Source organism: Ruegeria sediminis (assembly GCF_005938215.1).
Taxonomy (GTDB): Bacteria; Pseudomonadota; Alphaproteobacteria; order Rhodobacterales; family Rhodobacteraceae; genus Ruegeria; species Ruegeria sediminis.
This window is the reverse complement of the sequence record NZ_VCPD01000003.1, coordinates 85,158-103,209: the sequence shown is the minus strand read 5'-3', so window position 1 is coordinate 103,209 and position 18,052 is coordinate 85,158. Positions and strand designations below refer to the sequence as shown.

Annotated in this window: 12 protein-coding genes; 7 read left to right on the top strand and 5 right to left on the bottom strand. The window is 65.7% G+C overall.

The features are described 5' to 3' along the window. Window positions 1–9: 9 nt before the first annotated feature. The 4 genes from FGK63_RS09010 to FGK63_RS08995 form a co-directional block, all read right to left on the bottom strand. The gene (locus FGK63_RS09010; protein WP_138841368.1) at window positions 10–1,539 is read right to left on the bottom strand and encodes a trimethylamine methyltransferase family protein; all 1,530 of its coding nucleotides are present in this window, start codon (window positions 1,537–1,539) and stop codon (window positions 10–12) included. Beyond that, entirely contained in the window at window positions 1,536–3,938 is a 2,403-nt protein-coding gene (locus tag FGK63_RS09005) for a GcvT family protein (protein ID WP_138841367.1), read from the bottom strand. Before FGK63_RS09005 ends, FGK63_RS09010 begins: the two co-directional genes overlap by 4 nt. Before the next feature lie 100 nt (window positions 3,939–4,038). Continuing rightward, complete coding sequence (locus FGK63_RS09000; protein WP_138841365.1) at window positions 4,039–4,668, bottom strand: glutathione S-transferase; 630 nt, start codon at window positions 4,666–4,668, stop codon at window positions 4,039–4,041. A 113-nt stretch (window positions 4,669–4,781) separates the two neighbouring features. Continuing rightward, entirely contained in the window at window positions 4,782–5,279 is a 498-nt protein-coding gene (locus FGK63_RS08995; protein ID WP_281282112.1) for a class I SAM-dependent methyltransferase, read from the bottom strand. Between the two features lie 231 nt (window positions 5,280–5,510). Between FGK63_RS08995 and FGK63_RS08990 the strand changes: the two genes are divergently transcribed. From FGK63_RS08990 to FGK63_RS08970, 5 genes are read left to right on the top strand one after another with little or no spacing between them, the layout of a single operon-like run. Further along, window positions 5,511–7,283, top strand: a complete 1,773-nt coding sequence (locus FGK63_RS08990) for an ABC transporter ATP-binding protein (protein WP_138841362.1) — start codon at window positions 5,511–5,513, stop codon at window positions 7,281–7,283. Then, window positions 7,276–9,192, top strand: a complete 1,917-nt coding sequence (locus FGK63_RS08985; RefSeq protein ID WP_138841360.1) for an ABC transporter substrate-binding protein — start codon at window positions 7,276–7,278, stop codon at window positions 9,190–9,192. The genes FGK63_RS08990 and FGK63_RS08985 overlap by 8 nt, the downstream gene beginning before the upstream one ends. A gap of 13 nt (window positions 9,193–9,205) precedes the next feature. Next, on the top strand, window positions 9,206–10,234 hold the full coding sequence (locus tag FGK63_RS08980; RefSeq protein WP_138841358.1) for an ABC transporter permease: 1,029 nt from the start codon (window positions 9,206–9,208) through the stop codon (window positions 10,232–10,234). Next, a complete protein-coding gene (locus FGK63_RS08975) occupies window positions 10,231–11,385 on the top strand; it encodes an ABC transporter permease (protein WP_138841356.1) in 1,155 nt (384 codons plus the stop codon). The genes FGK63_RS08980 and FGK63_RS08975 overlap by 4 nt, the downstream gene beginning before the upstream one ends. Beyond that, a complete protein-coding gene (locus FGK63_RS08970) occupies window positions 11,382–12,737 on the top strand; it encodes a CoA transferase (protein ID WP_138841354.1) in 1,356 nt (451 codons plus the stop codon). Before FGK63_RS08975 ends, FGK63_RS08970 begins: the two co-directional genes overlap by 4 nt. A 7-nt stretch (window positions 12,738–12,744) precedes the next feature. On the opposite strand, the gene FGK63_RS08965 is transcribed toward FGK63_RS08970, so the two are convergent. Continuing rightward, window positions 12,745–15,072 (bottom strand): mechanosensitive ion channel domain-containing protein, encoded by a 2,328-nt coding sequence (locus FGK63_RS08965; protein ID WP_425471844.1) that lies wholly within the window; start codon window positions 15,070–15,072, stop codon window positions 12,745–12,747. A 525-nt stretch (window positions 15,073–15,597) separates the two neighbouring features. Here FGK63_RS08965 and FGK63_RS08960 point away from each other — a divergent pair. Continuing rightward, the gene (locus FGK63_RS08960) at window positions 15,598–16,812 is read left to right on the top strand and encodes a glycosyltransferase family protein (RefSeq protein ID WP_138841350.1); all 1,215 of its coding nucleotides are present in this window, start codon (window positions 15,598–15,600) and stop codon (window positions 16,810–16,812) included. Then, window positions 16,809–18,050, top strand: coding sequence for a glycosyltransferase family 4 protein (locus FGK63_RS08955; RefSeq protein WP_138841348.1), 1,242 nt, complete (start codon window positions 16,809–16,811; stop codon window positions 18,048–18,050). Before FGK63_RS08960 ends, FGK63_RS08955 begins: the two co-directional genes overlap by 4 nt. The last annotated feature ends 2 nt before the right edge of the window (window positions 18,051–18,052 follow it).

Here is an 18,052-nt window from a genome sequence, read left to right as displayed (position 1 = left end):
TCCTCATTTTCAGCTTTCCGGCGGCGCGCCGCCTTCGGCGGTTCGCCGCGCGATGTAGTCCCGCAGCCCGTCGATCCGGTCAGGGTCGTGCGCGGGCGGCTCGAAATTGGCGACGATGTTCTGCCAGATGCCCGTGGCCCGGTGATTGGCGTCGAAGGCGCCGCGCTCGGTCCAGGTGCCGAAATTCGACCAGTCGCCCACGAGCGGTTCGTAGAATTGCGTCTGGTACCGCTCCATCGTGTGCGCCGCCCCGAAGAAATGTCCCGAAGGCGCCACTTCGCGCAGCGCGTCCAGCGCGATGTCCGCGTCGGTGGCGGGGGTTCCGGCGCATAGCTCGGCCACCATCTGCAGCACTTCCAGATCGGTGATGATCTTTTCGAAGGACACGGTCAGCCCGCCTTCGAGCCACCCGGCCGAGTGGATGATCACGCTCGCCCCCGCCAGCAGGCAGCCCCAGAGGCCGAACTGGCTTTCGTTGGCGGCCTGTGCGTCGTTGATGTTGGCGGCGCTGCCGCCGGCGCACCGCCAGGGCAGGCCCAGCTTGCGGGCCAGCTGCCCGGCGACCAGCGAGGCGGTGAAATGTTCCGGCGTGCCGAAGGCGGGCGCGCCCGATTTCATGTCCACGTTGCTGGTGAAGGTGCCGTAGCAGACCGGCGCGCCCGGCCGGGCCAGCTGCGTCAGGGTGATCGCCGCCAGCGCCTCGGCATGGCTCAGCGTCATGGCCCCGGCCACCGTGATCGGGGCCATCGCCCCCATCAGCGTGAACGGCGTCACGATCGACATCTGCCCGGCCCGGGCAAAGTCGATCAGCCCCTGCGCCATCGGCATGTCGATCACCCGCGGCGAGTTGGTGTTGATGATGGTGTAGCACCAGGACTGGGCGTGGAACTCGTCATCCGACAAGCCGCGGAAGTCGCGGATCATCTCGAACCCGTCCCGCACCTGCGGCGTGCCGCGGGAATAGACGAAGGGCACCTTGTCGCTTTGCGTCAGCACCGCCTCGGTCATCGCGTAGTGGCGCAGGTGCATGGGTATGTCCTGCGGCTCGACCAGGGGCGGCACCATGTGCAGCACGTCGAAGGACTGGGTGATCTGCACCATCTCGCGGAAATCGCCCAGCGTTCCCGGGCGGCGTCCGCGCACCAGATCGGTGGCGTGCGGCGCACCGGCGCCGGGCTGGAACACCAGCCGGCCAAGCTCCAGCAGGATGTCCTTGTCGGGGCGCGCGCCCTTGACCGTGAAGGATGGCGGCGCGGATGCCAGCGCCGCCTCGACCGTCTCGCGCCCGATATGGACCATCTCGCCCTCGACCCGCGCACCGCCCTGCCGGAACAGCTTGCGGGCCTCGGGCAGAAGCACCTTGATCCCGATCTCCTCGAGCACCGTCAGAGACGCCTGGTGCAGCGCCTCGATCCGGTCTTCGGTGAAGGCGTTCATGGCGGGGAACGGGTTGCGCAGATCGTGGTAGTTCACCTTGCGCCGCGGCGCGTCGGCGGCGCCTGTGCGCCCCCGCCGCCCGCGCCTTTCGATCCGTGTCATGCCCGCATCGCCTTTCCCTCCGGATCGTGGGGCGACGGCGCGATCACCCGCGCCGGGCGCTCGACCCCGACGACGTGAACCGACAATTCGGTGCCCACGGCGGCCTTGTCGCGATCGACCAGCGCCATCGCCAGCGACTTGCCGGTATAGTGCCCGTACCCGCCGGAGGTGACGAACCCGACGCGTTCACCATTGGCCCAGACCGGCTCGTAGCCGCTGGCATCGGCGTCCAGCGCGTCCACCTCGAGCGTGACCTGGATCTGGTCCGGGCCGTTGCCGTCGCGCTCGGCCAGGGCCGCCTGCTTGCCGACGAAATCCTTGTCCCAGTCGATCCAGCGATCCATGCCGGTCATGCCGGGGGTATAGAGCTGGGTGAACTCGGCGGACCAGATGCCGAAACTTTTCTCCAGGCGGGTCGAGAGCATGGCGTTGAAGCCGCATTCGCGGATGCCGACATCGGCCCCGGCGTCCAGCAGCATCCGGCGCAGCTTGACATGATCGCCCATGCGGCAGTTGATCTCGTATCCCTTTTCGCCGGTGACCGACATGCGCGCGACGCGGGCGCGTACGAGGCCGATGTCGAAATCTCCGCAGCCCATGAATTTCAGGCCCGAGATGTCCTGCTCGGCCAGCTTTTCGACCACCGCCTGCGATTTCGGGCCGACCACGGCGAAGCCGCAATATTCCTCGCCCAGATCGCGGATGCTGACGCCCTCCATCATGTGATCGTCGAACCAGCGCATGTGCCAGGCGCGCAGGTAGTAGCTGCCCATGATCCACCACGTGTCGTCGCCCCAGTTGAGCACGGTCAGGTCGCCCTTGAGACGCCCGGTCTCGGCCAGCATCGGCGCCAGCCTGGCGCGGCCCGTTGCGGGTAGCCTGGAGGCCATGATGCGGTCGAGCCAGGTCTCGGCATTGGGGCCGGTCACCTCGTAGCGGGAGAAGCCGGTGATGTCCAACAGGCCGGCGCCTTCGCGGATCACCTTGCATTCCTCGGCCACGATGTCGTGGGCGTTGGAACGCTTGAGCGTCGGCGTTTCCTCGAACCCCTTGGGCGCGAAGTAGAGCGGCACCTCGAGATCCCAGCTGACGCCCCATTTGCACCCGGCCTCGGTCATCGCATCATGCGCCGGGGCCATCTTGAGCGGACGGCCGGCGGGCAGCTGTTCGTTGGGATAGGTCATCACGAAGCGGCGCGAATAGAACTGGCCGGTGGTCTCGCGGATGTAGCGTTTGTTTTCCGCGTACTTGCCGTAGCGCGCCACGTCCATCGGCCAGGCGTCGGCCTCGGGCTCGCCGTGGATCATCCATTCGGCCAGCGTCTTGCCGACGCCGCCGCCCTGCAGGAACCCCGCCATGACCGCGCAGGCGCACCAGTAGCCGCGCTTGCCGGGGACCGGACCCACCAGCGGATTGCCGTCGGGCGAGAAGGTGAAGGCGCCGTTGACCCAGGTCTTGATGCCGACGTCCTGGATCGACGGGTAGCGTTCGAAGCCCAGCGTCAGTTCGTTTTCGATCCGGTCGAGCTGTTCCTGGAACAGTTCCTCGCCATAGTTCCACGGTGCGCCGTCCATCGCCCAATGCTCGTGGTTGACCTCGTAGATGCCGACCAGAATGCCCTTCTGGTCCTGGCGCATGTAGGTGAAGCCTTCCAGATCGACGGTCATCGGCATCTCGAAATCCGCCGCGGCGACTTCGGGCACGGTGTCGGTGATCAGGTAGTGATGCTTGAGCGGCGAGACCGGAAGCTCGATCCCGGCCATGCGGCCCACCTGCTTGGCCCAGAGGCCGGCGGCATTGACCACATGTTCGCAGGTGATCGTGCCCTTGTCGGTGACGACCTGCCAGCCATCGGCGGTCTGGATCAGATCCTCGACCTTGGTGTCCTCGTAATATTCCGCGCCGCGTTTCCTGGCGGCCGTTGCATAGGCCTGCACGGTGCCGGTGGTGTCGATATAGCCTTCGCGGTCGGCCCACATGGCGCCCAGCACACCGTCGGTGGACATGATCGGGCAGCGTTTCTGCGCCTCTTGCGGGGTCAGAAGCTCGCAGTCGTCGATGCCGATCGACTGGAAGATGCGGTAATTCGCCTGCAGCCATTCCCAGCGTTCGGGCGTCCCGGCCAGCGTCAGCCCGCCCGTCATGTGCAGCCCGATGTTCTGGCCCGACTCCTTCTCGATCTCGCTCAGCAGGTCGATGGTATAGGCCTGCAGCGCCGCCATGTTCGGATCGGCATTCAGGGCGTGGATCCCGCCGGCGGCATGCCAGGACGATCCCGACGCCAACCGCCGCCGTTCCAGCATGACCACATCGGTCCAGCCGAACTTGGCCAGATGATACAGAACCGAGGTGCCGACCACGCCACCGCCGATGACCACAACGCGATAATGGGATTTCATCCGTTCCTCCTAGGATGGCTCGGAGGGGACGCTAAATCCGCTGGTCACATCTGTCTAGACATAATTGTACATTGCTGCGGCGCAGCTTGGCCGGGCGCGGTTACAGGTTGGCGCTGGGGCGTTCCCGGATGGCCTCGAACCAGCCCCTGGTGGCGGTGTTTTCTTCGGGAATGCGCAGTTTTACGACACGGGCGAAGTCCACGAACACGAAGGTCGAGATATCCGCCAGGGTGAAGTGATCGCAGGCGACATGGGCGCTTTCCCGCAACCGGTCCTCGAGCAGCTGGAAAAACCGCCTGGCGCGATCGAGGCCGCGCTCTGCCAGTTCGGGCACCTGTTCATAATTCACCGGCCCCGGAATCGCCCGGTCCTTGAAGGCCGGGTGCGCGTTGCGCAGGGCCTCGGCGATCGGCGCCCCGCCCTGCTGCTCGACGATGGCGTTCCACATCAGGACCAGGCCCTTTTCGTCGGGCGTGCGGCCCATCAGCGGCGGTTCGGGAAAGCGCGCCTCGAGATAGGCCGCGATGCCCATGTTCTCGGTCAGAACCGTGCCTTCCTCGGTCACCAGAACCGGAATGGTCGCGCGCGGGTTGACCGCCCGGAACCCATCGTCCAACTGCTCGCCCTTGGCGATCGAGATGTCGCGCGTTTCGATCTTTAGCTCCTTTTCCGCAATGAACATCCGCGCGCGGCGGGGGTTGGGGGCGGTCGAGCAGTCGTAGAACAGCATTTCCGGGGCCTTTCCTGTGAACCTGCCGCAAGGTTATGCCCGTTGCGGCAGCCCTGACGAGTCCCCGGCCGCTTGACCTTGCGGCAGAACCGCCGGCCCGGTGCGATGGCCCGTCAGCGGCGATAGACGAAGCAGCGCCCTTCGACGGCGCCTTCGGGCACGGGCAACTCGGTCAGCGTGTCGAAATACATCCGGTCGCTCGACACCATCAGCCCCCCCGTCGCCAGAAGCGGTTCGACCAGGGGCGAGATCAGACGGGCGAAGGCGTCGTTCTTTTCCAGATTGTGCCCGCCGAGATCGGCATGGATCAGGCTGGCCGAGGGTCCGAAGCGGTCCAGCGACGCGGGCAGCGTTTCCCGGACGTCGCCGAGGATCAGCATCTCGTCCGGCGGGGTGGAGTCGGGATGCGACGCCATCTTGCGCTCGAACACGTGGATCGGCCGGCCCGAAATCCGCTGGCGCATGTGGTGGTAGGTCCGCCCGTTGCCCAGCCCCAGTTCGAAGACCGGGCCGGTCATCGCGGCCGTTTCGGCAATCGCGAAATCGAGGCAGGCGCGCTGCGACACCATCCGGTCGATGAACAGATCGAGGCGGCTTTGATCGTCGGACACTGGTGGATTCTCCTTCAGAAAAAACGGCTGCCGGATCGTGGCCGGCCCCGCACTCATGCCAAATCCTCAAGAACTTGTGTAGTCACGGAAGGAGGAATTTCATGATTTCCGCGACGTTTAGACCGAAGAACGGGTTTGACTAGACGGGTCCCGGCAGGTGAAACTGCCACTAAAAATCAGGGAGTTCCGAAGACCGATGTCGACCCACGGCCAGCCGGGTGGAAAGCCCGCATGACGCCCCTATTGTCCGTCAAAGATCTGAGCATCGGCTTTGGCGGGGCGGAGCCCGTCGTGCAGGACGTCAATTTTGACGTGATGCCCGGCCAAACGCTTGCTTTGGTGGGCGAATCCGGCTCGGGCAAGACCATCACCTGCCGCGCGGTCCTGCGCATCCTGCCGCGCACAGCGCAGTTCCGCAGCGGCGTGATCACCTTTTCCGGCGAAGACGGGCAGCTGGTTCTGTCGCAACTGACCGAGCGGCAGATGCGGAACGTCCGGGGCGACAGCATCTCGATGATCTTCCAGGAACCGATGCGGTCGCTGTCGCCGCTGCACAAGATCGGCAACCAGGTCAGCGAGGTTCTGTGGCTGCACGGCGGGGTTTCGGAACGGCAGGCCAGGCGCACGGTACTGGAACAGTTCGACCGGGTCGGGTTTCCGGATCCCGAACGGGCCTACGATTCCTACCCGTTCGAGTTGTCGGGCGGTATGCGCCAGCGGGCGATGATCGCCATGGCGATGGTGTCGAAACCCGAACTGCTGATCGCGGACGAGCCGACGACGGCGCTGGACGTCACCACCCAGGCGCAGGTTCTGGGGCTGATCAAGGACCTGCAGCAGGAAACCGGCATGGCGCTGATCCTGGTGACGCACGATCTGGGCGTGGTGGCCAACATGGCCGAACAGGTCGTGGTGATGCACAAGGGGCGCGTGATGGAATCGGGTCCGGCCCACCTGATCCTCGAAGAACCGGCGCATCCCTACACGCAGCAGCTTTTCAACGCCGCCCCGGCCATCCCCGATCAGCAGACCGTCGGGCTGCCAATGCCGGCGGAAGACCTGATCCTCGACATGCGGCAGGTCTCGAAGACCTACACGATGCGCTCGGGCCGGGGGTGGAAGGCGGAAAAGCTGATCTACGCCTGCCGCGGCGTCGACTTCAAGCTGGCGCGCGGCAAGACCCTGGCCATCGTCGGCGAAAGCGGCTCGGGCAAGACCACCGCCGCCCGCATCGCGCTGGGGGCCGAGCCGCCCGACCCCGGCGGCGAAGTCCTGTTCTGGGCCGACCCGGATGCCAAGCCGACCACGGTGCACAAGATGACCAAGGCCGAGCGTACGGCCTTTCAGCGGCAGGCGCAGATGGTGTTCCAGGATCCCTACAGTTCGCTCAGCCCCAGGATGCGCATCCAGGACGCCATGACCGAACCGCTCGAGATACACGGGATCGGCACCCCGGCCGAACAGCGCGACCAGGCGGCCGCGATGCTGCAGCGCGTGGGGCTGAACGCCGACATGCTCAAACGCTACCCGCACGCCTTCTCGGGCGGGCAGCGCCAGCGCCTGTCGATCGCCCGTGCGATGATGCTGGACCCGAGCCTCATCGTCTGCGACGAGCCCACCTCGGCGCTCGACGTGTCGGTGCAGGATCAGATCCTGACCCTGCTGGAAGACCTGCAGGACGGCCACAACCTGTCCTATCTCTTCATCTCGCACGACCTGGCCGTCGTCGCCCGCATCGCGGACGAGGTCGCGGTGATGCGGCAGGGCCTCGTCGTCGAGCAGGGGCCGCCGGACACGCTGTTCTACAACCCTCAACATCCCTACACGAAAGCGCTGATCGCCGCGCAGCCGGAACCCGACATCAATCGCCCGATAAACCTGAAACTGGTGGCTTTGGGCGCGGGATCGCCGGACAGTTGGTCCGAAGCCTTTCGTTTCACCGACTCCATGATACCCTCACTCGTGGAGCTGGAACCTGGCCATAAGGTACGTTGTCATGTTTAAGACCACCCGCAAATCCATTCTCCTCGCCGTCTCGATGGCCCTGGCGGCCACGATGGCGGCCGGATCCGAGCCGTTGCCTCCCCTGCAGGAAAGCAGCTTCTGGAAACAGGAAGTCGACCTGGGCCACCTGCCCCCGGTGGCCGAACGGATTCCCGAGAACCCGCTGGTCGTCGACCTTGCCGCCAAGGGGCGCGAATTCGGCAATCAGGGCGGCACGCTGCGCACGATGGTCACCCGGTCCAAAGACATCCGGCAGATGGTGGTCTACGGCTACGCGCGGCTGGTGGGCTACAACGAGAACTATGAACTGGTCCCCGACCTGCTGGCCGACTACGAGAACGAGGACAACAGGAAATTCACCCTGCAGCTTCGCAAGGGACACAAGTGGTCCGACGGATCGCCCTTCACCTCGGCCGATTTCGAATACTGGTGGAAGGACGTCGCCAACAACGATCTGCTCAGCCCCACCGGCCCGCCCGATTTCCTGCGGGTGAACGGCGAACTGCCCGAGGTCTCGTTCCCGGACGAGACCACCGTCATCTTCGAGTGGAAAGAGCCCAATCCGAACTTCCTGCAGAGCCTGGCGCAGGCCCGCCCGCCGTTCATCTACCGGCCGGCTGCCTTCCTGAAGCAGTACCACGCCGACTATGCCGACACCGAGGAACTGAAGGCGCTTGTCGACGATGCCCGCGTCAAAAGCTGGGCCGCGCTGCACAACAAGCTCGACAACATGTACAAATACGACAACCACGAGCTGCCCACGCTGCAGCCGTGGCTGAACGCGAGCTCGGGCAAGAAGATCCGTCACAACTTCGTCCGCAACCCCTACTACCACCGCATCGACGCCAAGGGCGTTCAGCTGCCCTATATCGACATCGTCGAGATGGAGATCGTGGCGCCCGGCCTGGTGGCCGCCAAATCCAATGCCGGCGAGGCCGATCTGCAGGGGCGCGGGCTGGATTTCCGCGACGCTTCGATCCTGAAAAAGGGCGAGGCCCAGGGCGGCTACAAGACCTATCTCTGGGACACCGGCGTCGCCTCGCAGATCGCGATCTATCCGAACCTGAACTATTCCGACGACGCCTGGCGCGAAGTCCTGCGGGATGTCCGCGTCCGCCGGGCGCTGTCGCTGGCGATCGATCGCGACACGATCAACCAGGCGCTCTACTTCAAGCTGGGCAAACCGGGGGCGATGACCGTCCTGCCGTCTTCGCCCTTTTTCGACGAAAAGAACCTCAAAGCCTGGTCCGACTATGACGTGGAACAGGCCAACAGGCTGCTGGACGAGGCGGGGCTAGAAAAGCGCGGCGGCGACGGCATCCGGCTGCTGCCGGACGGACGGCCGATGGAGCTGATCATCGAGACCGCGGGCGAGCGGCAGGAAGTTGAAAACGCCCTGCAGATCGTGACCGACAACTGGCGCGACATCGGCGTCAAGCTGGTCATGCGCCCGCTCGACCGCGACATCCTGCGCAACCGGGTCTTTGCCGGCAACACAATGGCGTCGGTCTGGTTCGGTTGGGACAACGGCATCCCGCAGGTCTATACCTCGCCGGCCTATCTGGCGCCGACCGACCAGGTCTTTCTGGCATGGCCGAAATGGGGTCAGCACTACCAGACAGGCGGTGACGCCGGCGAGGCGCCGGACATGCCCGAAGCGCAGCGCCTGATGGAACTGGCGCATGCCTGGGACACGGCGACCACCGACGAAGAGCGGTCGGCCGCCTGGAAGGAGATGCTTGCGATCCACGCCGATCAGATCTTCGGCATCGGCATTCTGGCCGGCGCTCCGCAGCCCATCGTGGTCTCGAACCGGCTGCGCAACGTGCCTGAAAAGGGCATCTGGGCGTGGGATCCGGGGGCGCATTTCGGGATACACCGCATCGACGAGTTCTTCTTTGCCGACTGACGGGGGCAGTTGAATGCTACTGCTGCGCTACACGGCCTATCGCCTGTTCACCATGCTGCTCACGCTGCTGGTGGTGTCGGCGATGGTCTTCGTGATCATCAACCTGCCGCCCGGCGACTATCTGAGCAACCAGATCGCCGAGTTGCAGGCCTCGGGCCAGTCGGCCGGCGTGGCAAAGGCCGAGTTCCTGCGCAAGGAATACGCGCTCGACAGCCCGTTGTGGGAACAGTACATGATCTGGATGGGGTTCATGCCGGGGCCCCACGGGTTTTCCGGCCTGATCCAGGGCAATTTCGGATGGTCCTTCGAATTCGACCGCCCCGTCTCGGAAATCGTCGGCGAAAGCCTGTGGCTGACGGTGGTGGTGAACCTCGCCGCGGTCCTGTTCGTCTACGCGGTTGCGCTGCCGCTGGGCGTGCTTGCCGCCGCCCGGTCGCGGACCTGGGTCGACTATACTTCGGCCTTCATCGGCTATCTCGGGCTGGCGACGCCGAACTTTCTGCTGGCGCTGATCCTGTTCTACTACGGGCACCGCTATTTCGACATTCCCATCGGCGGCCTGATGGACCCCCGGTTCGAGGGACAGCCGTTGACCTGGGACAAGATGAAGTCGATCCTGGTTCACCTGATCGTGCCGACCTTCGTCATCGGCACGTCGGGCGCCTCGGCGATGATGCAGCGGCTGCGTGCAAACATGCTGGACGAGTTGGGCAAGCCCTATGTGGAGACCGCGATCGCCAAGGGCATGTCGCCCTCGCGCATGTTGGCGAAATACCCGCTGCGCGTGGCCTTCAACCCTTTCGTGGCCGATATCGGCAACCTGCTGCCGTCGATGGTCTCGGGCTCGGTTCTGGTGTCGGTGGTGCTGGGTCTGCAGACCATCGGCCCCACCCTGCTGACCGCGCTCAAGACGCAGGATCAGTTCCTGTCCGGCTTCGTGCTGATGTTCGTCGCCCTGCTTACGCTCGTGGGCACCATGATTTCCGATGTGCTGCTGGTCATGCTTGATCCGCGCATCCGCTACGAGGGGCGCGAGACATGACCAAACTGCCCGATGGCCGCTACGTCGACGACGCCCCCTATGACCCGCAGGCTTCGATCCAGCAACTCGAACGCCGTGATCTGGATGCGCCGAACTGGCTGCTGGTCTGGCGCAAGTTCAAGACACACAAGCTGGGCCTGGTCTCGGGCATCTTCCTGCTGATCGCCTATGGTCTGATCCCGTTCGCCGGGTTCATCGCGCCCTACGGACCCAACGAGCGGTTCTCGGACCATCTCTATTCGCCGCCGCAGTCGATCAAGTTCTTCCACGAGGGCGAGTTCCTGGGCCCCTTCGTCTATCCGATGACCTCGGAGGCCAACCTGGAAACCTTTCAGTGGGAGTTCAAACCGGACACGTCGCGCCCATTGAGGCTGAAGTTCTTCTGCGAAGGCAGCACCTACCAGCTGGCCGGGTTCATCGAGTCGAACCGCCACCTGTTCTGCGCGCATGACGACGCGACGATCTTCATCATGGGCTCCGACCGCCTGGGCCGGGACGTGTTCAGCCGCGTTTCCTACGGGGCGCAGCTGTCGCTGACGGTGGGCCTGATCGGCATCACGGTCTCGTTCATTCTGGGCATCTTCTTCGGCAGCGTCGCCGGCTATTTCGGCGGCAAGATCGACTGGGTGATCAACCGCGTGATCGAGATCCTGCGGTCGCTGCCGGAACTGCCTCTGTGGCTGGCGCTGTCGGCGGCGGTGCCGTCGAACTGGAGCCCGGTCGCGGTGTTCTTCATCATCTCGGTGATCCTCGGGATCCTGGACTGGCCCGGCCTCGCGCGGTCGGTGCGGGCCAAGTTCCTGTCCCTGCGCGAAGAGGAATACGTGCGGGCGGCCGAGATGATGGGCGCGACCTCGGGGCGGGTGATCCGCAAGCACCTGCTGCCCAACTTCATGTCGCACCTGATCGCCTCGGCGACGCTGTCGATCCCGGCGATGATCCTGGGGGAAACCGCGCTCAGCTTCCTCGGTCTCGGCCTGCGCGCCCCGGCGGTCAGCTGGGGGGTGATGCTGAACGACGCCCAGAACCTCGCCTCGATCGAGATCTACCCGTGGACGGCGATCCCGATGCTGCCGATCATCATCGTGGTTCTGGCCTTCAACTTCCTTGGCGACGGGTTGCGCGACAGCCTCGACCCCTATCAGCAATGAGCCTGCTGACCGGACTTGCCGATACCGGCGCCTTTCGCGTGACGGGCTCGGGCCACCGGCCCAGCGCCTTCGCCGTGTCGGAACTGGCCACCGCGTCCTTCGCGGCGGTCGGGCAGCAGATGGCGGCGCTGATGGCGGCGCTCGGCCTGGTTCAGGAACCGCCCGAGGTGACGGTCGATCATCGCCTCGCCTCGCTCTGGTATGGCTTTTCCTTCCGGCCCGACGGATGGGACATGCCGAACCTGTGGGACCCGATCGCCGGGGACTATCCGACCGCGGACGGCTGGATCAGGCTGCACACGAACCTGCCACATCACCGCGCGGCCGCCTTGCGCGTGCTCAAGACCGATGCCGATCGCGCGGCGGTGGCAAAGGCCGTCGCCGGCTGGCGGTCCAATGCGCTTGAGACTGCCATCGTCGCGGAAGGCGGCGTCGCCGCGGCGATGCGCAGCCAGGCCGAGTGGCAGGCGCATCCGCAGGGGCAGGCGGTGGCGGCGGATCCGCTGATCGGCTGGCGCGCGCCGCGCCGCGTCGAACTGAGGCACCGCGCAGACGCGACGCCCGAGCGCCCGCTGACCGGGCTGCGGGTTCTGGACCTGACGCGGGTTCTGGCCGGTCCGGTCTCGACCCGCACGCTTGCCGGATTCGGGGCGGAGGTGCTGCGGATCGACCCGCCCGGATGGGACGAGCCGGGCGTGATACCCGACATTTCCCTTGGCAAGCGGTGCGCCTATCTGGATCTGCGCGCGCCGGAGGGGCTGGGCCGGCTGAAGGACCTGCTGGCACAGGCCGACGTGCTGGTCCACGGCTATCGTCCCGGTGCGCTCGACGGGCTGGGGCTGGACCGCGCCACCCGCGACGCCATCGCGCCGAACCGGATCGAGGTCACGCTGAACGCCTATGGCTGGCAGGGACCCTGGGCCGGGCGGCGCGGGTTCGACAGCCTGGTGCAGATGAGCGCGGGAATCGCCGATGCCGGGCGGATCTGGGCCGGGGCCGACAAGCCCACGCCGCTGCCGGTGCAGGCGCTGGATCACGCGACCGGGTATCTGATGGCGGCGGCGGTTCTGTCCGCGATGACGCGGGCGGCCAGAGGGTTGGAGATCGCGGACGCGCATCTGTCGCTGGCCCGGACTGCCGAGTTGCTGGCCGGCCTGGAGATGTCCGCCGACGGGGACGAGATCCTGGCCGCGGAACAGGCGGACCATGCACCCGTTCCCGAACCGTCAGGGTGGGGGCCGGGCCGCCGCCTGCTGCCGGCCCTGCGTGTCGGAAAGGCGGAAATGAAATGGGCCCTGCCCGCCAACCCGGTCGGCACCAGCCCGGCCGAGTGGCCCCGCGCCAAGTCCTGAGCGCGCCTCAGCGGTCGTCGTCGCCCGGGCCTATGTCGTCCAGGTATTCCTCGTCGATCGCGGCCTGAACCGCGCCGGTCACGGCTTCGCGCTGTTTCGGGGTCAGATCGTTGGGATCCTTCTCGTCGGCCAGTCTGACCGTCACTTCGCGGTGGGCGAACTTGATGCCCTCGCGGGCGAAAAGTTCGCGAATCTCCTGGTAGACCTTCTTGCGCACCAGCCACTGATCGCCCGGCTTGGTCATGAACTTGACCCGGATGATCATGGCCGAATCCTGCATCTCGATCACGCCCTGGCTTTTCAGCGGCTGGATGAAATTTTCCCCGATCACCGGGTCGCTCAGCAGTTCCTGGCCTAGCTTCTTGATCAGCTTGCGCACCTTTTCGACATCGGTGTCATAGGTCACTCGCAGCGGCAGTTTCATGATCACCCAGTCGCGCGAATAGTTGGTCAGCACCTTGATTTCGCCGAAGGGAATGGTGTTGAGCGCGCCCAGGTGGTGACGCAGCTGCATCGAGCGGACCGAGATCTTTTCGACGGTGCCCTTCACCTCGCCGATATCGATGTATTCGCCCTTGCGGAAAGCGTCGTCGATAAGGAAGAACGCCCCCGAGAAGATGTCCCGCACCAGCGTCTGCGCGCCAAAGCCCACGGCGAGGCCCACGACACCGGCGCCGGCGAACAGCGGGCTGACGTTGATCCCCAGTTCCATCAGCGCGATGAGCGCGATCGAGACGACAACGACCGCAAGGATCGCGCCCCGGAACAGCGGCAGCAGCGTGGCCAGGCGGCTCTGCCCGCTTTCGCCGCCCTCGTCGCCCATCTCGGCCTCGGCCGCGCCGTCGTCGGTTTCCTCGGCGATCTTGCTGTCGATCCAGATCCGGAAGAAGTGGAACAGGATATAGCCGATGAACAGGATCACCATGACGTCGAGGCCGCGTTCCACCGGCAGGTCATCGGCCCAGTTCGCTTTGGGATACCAGATCTCGACCAGCGCATAGGCGCCGACGACAAAGGCCAGGATGCCCGCCACCCGCCGCGCCAGGTCTTCGTAGGTCGCGATCTTGTAGTGAGGCACTTCCGGCTTATCCAGCGGAATGCCGTCTTCGTCCACCGCCTCTTCGGCGGCTTCGGCGTTGATTTCCTCGATCTGGCGGTAGCGGTCGAAATAGCGTTCGAGCAGATAGTTCATCGCGCCATAGGCGACGACCACCGACATGAAGACGGCATAGGTTCCTACCACCAGCGGGATCGAGACCGGGTTCTCAAGCACCAGGTCGAGGGCCAGTTCGAACCAGCTGAAAAGGACGTAGACGATCAGAACCGGCGCCCAGGCGAAGGAGACGAAGCGCAGGATCCACGATACCTGATCCGCCGATCTGCCGCCCCGGATCGCATTGGAGATCGCGCGCGCGTTGAACAGCACCATGAGGATGTTGCCGCAGGCCCCGATCAGCGTCAGGCCGCCATAGACCAGCGCGTAGACGTTGTAGTTGAGCCCGAAATCGGCCACCCAGGTCGAGAACAGGACCACGACGATTTCATAGGTCGCCAGCGCCGCGGCCCAGAAATACAGGCGCTTGGCGTCCTTGTCCGAGAAGGGCGGCAGGCGGTACTGGCTGAGGAAGGGCGACAGCACCATCCGCCACAGGTCCGAAACCGTACGGGCCAGGAAAAACGCGGTGAAGATCGCGGTCACGGTGAACTGGATCGAGATGTCCTCGGCCCGGCCGAAGATGAGGTACCCGACGATCAGCGCCATCAGCATCGCAAAGACGGTCGCGCCGATCCCCATCAGGAAGCGGAACACGAGGAACGGCATCTTTTCGCGATAGCCGACCGGGTCTTCCTTGATCCGCGCCACGACGAACCGCTTGGCGAAACGCTTGCCGTATAGCTCGACCGACAGCCAGCGTCCGAGCAGCAGCAGCAGGATATTCCAGAACAGCACCTCGACATAGGTCTGGATGCGCCCGTCCGGGCTGGTCTGGCGCAGAATGTACTGAACCTCGAACACGGAATGGGGCCACGCTTCGAGCCGGGCTTCCAGCCGCTCGCGGAATTGCGAAAGCTGCTCCTGCGCCTTCATCAGTTGCGAACCTTCCGACATCGCGTCGGCACCGCCGCCTTCGCCGGTGGCGCCGGAGACGGGCGCGTCGGACACGAGCTTGCCGGCGCTGTCGATCACGATGACGCTGGCGCCGGCTTCGGTGGCCTTGCGGATCGCCTCGGCCAATTCGCCGTCCGTGCCTGCCGCGGATGTTTCGGCCGCGTTGCCGGAGGTACCGCCGGGCAACAGTGCCGTCTGGGCGTCCGCGACCTGCGCGAGCGCCATGACCGCGACCCATAATGCCAGGGCGAGTCTGAAAAGAAACGTTTGCTTCATAGGGCCTTGCGTCCGGTTCGAGTGGTAATTGCAACGCTACAGGAGTGGCGGATGCGGATCAAACCACTACGATTTGGCATCGCAGGAACGTGTCGGTGCGTGTTCTTGTTGCCCTGCGTCCCAGAAGGGTGTTTCCAACCCTGCCGGTTTTGAATATGACCGCAGCACATGGCCCGGCAGGGGAACGGGCGCGAAATGCAACGACGCGGCGGCAAATCCAGGCTTGCCCGCAGGACCGGAACGGGAATTCGCGATGGCGCGCCGAGAGGTGACAGCATCCGCGGCCGGCGAAAGCGCAGGACGCACGCGGCCCCGGCAGGGCGACGGCGCGGTCGGCAAGCCTGTTGCCCATTCGCAATGCCGCGCGTTCACGGGCGCGATTTCCGCAGCGTTTGGCATTCAAACGGAAAGAAAATACGATAACAGGGATCATCGCGCGGACCCTGTATCGGAACCGAACTCACGGGCGGAGGCATGAGCCTGACAAGCAACCTGAACCACTCTGGCCGCGCACCGCGCATTCTTTTCTACAGTCACGACACGTTCGGGCTGGGTCACCTGCGGCGCTCGCGTGCGCTGGCATCGGCCATCACCGAGGCGGATCCGACCGCTTCGGCGCTGATCCTCACCGGCTCGCCGGTCGCGGGCCGCTTCACCTTTCCGCGCCGTGTCGACCACGTGCGCCTGCCCGGCGTCACAAAACGCGCCGACGGGTCCTACGTGGCGCAGACCATCGGCATGGGGATCGAAGAGGTCACCGAACTGCGCTCGAGCCTGATCCGCACGGCGGTCGAGCAGTACCATCCCGACGTTCTGATCGTCGACAAGGAACCGACCGGATTTCGCGGCGAACTGCTGCCGACGCTGGACTTCCTGCTCAGGCAGGGCAAGACCAAGCTTGTGCTGGGGCTTCGCGACGTACTGGACGAGCCCGAAGTGCTGGCCGCCGAATGGGCGCGAAAGGGCGCGGTTGAGGCAACCGAGCGGTTCTATCACGAAATCTGGGTCTATGGTTTGCGCTCGATCTACGATCCCACGTCGGGATTGCCGCTGAGTCCGGGGGCGCAGGCCCGGATGCACTGGACGGGGTATCTGCGCCGCGATCTGGGGCCGGTCGGGAAACCGCCGGAACAGCCGTACATCCTGATAACGCCGGGCGGCGGCGGCGATGGCCGCGCGATGGTGGACCTGGTCCTGTCCGCCTACGAGATGGACCCCGAACTGGAGCCGCGCGCGGTGCTGGTCTATGGGCCGTTCCTGTCGGGCGAGTTGCGCGCCGAATTCGAGACGCGGGTCGCCGCACTGGGCGGCAGGGTCACGGCAGTGGGCTTCGAATCGCAGATCGAGACGCTGTTCGCCGGGGCCGCCGGCGTCGTCTGCATGGGCGGCTACAACACGTTTTGCGAGGTCCTGTCCTTCGACAAGCGCGCGGTGATCGTGCCGCGCACCGTGCCGCGGCTGGAACAATGGATCCGCGCCTCGCGGGCCGAGGAACTGGGGCTGGTCCGGATGTTGGACGAATACCGCGACGGGCTGACGGCGGGCTCCATGATCGAAGCGATCCGCGCCCTGCCCAGCCAGCCTCTGCCGTCGCAGGCGATCGGCGCGGGGCTACTGGACGGTCTGGATTACGTGACGCAGCGGATCAGCTTGATGTTGGGCGAGGACAGGGAACGGGCCACCGGATGAACGGAAAGGCGCCGAAACTGGCGGTGCTGGTCAAGGGGTGGCCGCGCCTGTCCGAGACTTTCATCGCGCAGGAACTCGTCGCGCTGGAAGAGGCCGGCCACCGGTTCGACATCTGGTCGCTGCGGCATCCGACCGACACCAAGCGGCATCCCCTGCATGACCGGCTCAGGGCCAGGGTCCACTACCTGCCCGAATACCTCTACGAGGAACCCGGCCGCGTCTGGCGCGCCCGCGCGGCGGCGCAGCGCCTGCCCGGCTATGCCCGGGCCTACGAGGTCTGGCGCGCGGATTTGCGGCGCGACCGGACGCCCAACCGGATCCGCCGTTTCGGGCAGGCCTGCGTGCTGGCTGCGGAACTGCCCGCGGAAACCCGTGCGCTGTATGCTCATTTCATGCACACGCCCTCGTCCGTTGCGCGCTACACGGCCATCATGCGCGGCCTGCCCTGGAGCTTTTCCGCCCACGCCAAGGACATCTGGACCTCGCCCGAATGGGAAAAGCGGGAGAAGTTGCAGGCCGCGACCCACGGGGCGGTCTTCGGCGCGACATGCACCGGCATCGGGGCGCGGCATCTGCGGGAACTGGCGGACGACCCGGCACGGATCGACTTGATCTATCACGGGCTGGACCTTTCGCGGTTTCCCCTGCCCCCGGAACGCGCGCCGCGCGCGCCGCAGGATCCGTTTCACATGCTGTCGGTCGGCCGGCTGGTCGAGAAGAAGGGCTTTGACCGGCTGATCGAGGCGTTCAGCCGCCTGCCGAGCGGCCTGGACTGGCGCTGGACCCATATCGGCGGCGGCGGCTTGCGCGACCGATTGCAGGCGCAGGCCGAAGCCGCCGGGGTGGCCGACCGGATCACGTGGCGCGGCGCCTGCGATCAGCCCGAAGTGATCGCCGAAATGCGGCAGGCGGACCTGTTCGTGCTGCCCAGCCGGATCGCCTCGGACGGGGATCGCGACGGGTTGCCGAACGTGCTGATGGAGGCCGCGTCGCAACTGCTGCCGATCCTGGCGACCCCGGTCTCGGCCATTCCGGAATTCGTCGAGCACGGTCGGCACGGAACCCTCTGCGACGACGCGCCCGACGCCCTGGCCCGGGCGATCGCCTCGATCGCCCGGGACCCCGGCGGTGCGGCATCAATGGCGCAGGCGGCCCGATCCCGCCTTGTCTCCGAGTTCCGCATGGCCCCCGGCATCGCGCGCCTGTCCGGGCGCCTGCACGATTTGTGCTGCGGTTGACG

What these genes read in the sequence shown, in the direction of transcription:
- FGK63_RS09000 (WP_138841365.1), bottom strand. Translation starts at nt 4,668, where the DNA reads ATGCTGTTCTACGACTGCTCGACCGCCCCCAACCCCCGCCGCGCGCGG.
- FGK63_RS08975 (WP_138841356.1), top strand. Translation starts at nt 10,231, where the DNA reads ATGACCAAACTGCCCGATGGCCGCTACGTCGACGACGCCCCCTATGAC.
- FGK63_RS09005 (WP_138841367.1), bottom strand. Translation starts at nt 3,938, where the DNA reads ATGAAATCCCATTATCGCGTTGTGGTCATCGGCGGTGGCGTGGTCGGC.
- FGK63_RS08960 (WP_138841350.1), top strand. Translation starts at nt 15,598, where the DNA reads ATGAGCCTGACAAGCAACCTGAACCACTCTGGCCGCGCACCGCGCATT.
- FGK63_RS08985 (WP_138841360.1), top strand. Translation starts at nt 7,276, where the DNA reads ATGTTTAAGACCACCCGCAAATCCATTCTCCTCGCCGTCTCGATGGCC.
- FGK63_RS08970 (WP_138841354.1), top strand. Translation starts at nt 11,382, where the DNA reads ATGAGCCTGCTGACCGGACTTGCCGATACCGGCGCCTTTCGCGTGACG.
- FGK63_RS08990 (WP_138841362.1), top strand. Translation starts at nt 5,511, where the DNA reads ATGACGCCCCTATTGTCCGTCAAAGATCTGAGCATCGGCTTTGGCGGG.
- FGK63_RS08955 (WP_138841348.1), top strand. Translation starts at nt 16,809, where the DNA reads ATGAACGGAAAGGCGCCGAAACTGGCGGTGCTGGTCAAGGGGTGGCCG.
- FGK63_RS08965 (WP_425471844.1), bottom strand. Translation starts at nt 15,072, where the DNA reads ATGGCGCTCGCGCAGGTCGCGGACGCCCAGACGGCACTGTTGCCCGGC.
- FGK63_RS09010 (WP_138841368.1), bottom strand. Translation starts at nt 1,539, where the DNA reads ATGACACGGATCGAAAGGCGCGGGCGGCGGGGGCGCACAGGCGCCGCC.
- FGK63_RS08980 (WP_138841358.1), top strand. Translation starts at nt 9,206, where the DNA reads ATGCTACTGCTGCGCTACACGGCCTATCGCCTGTTCACCATGCTGCTC.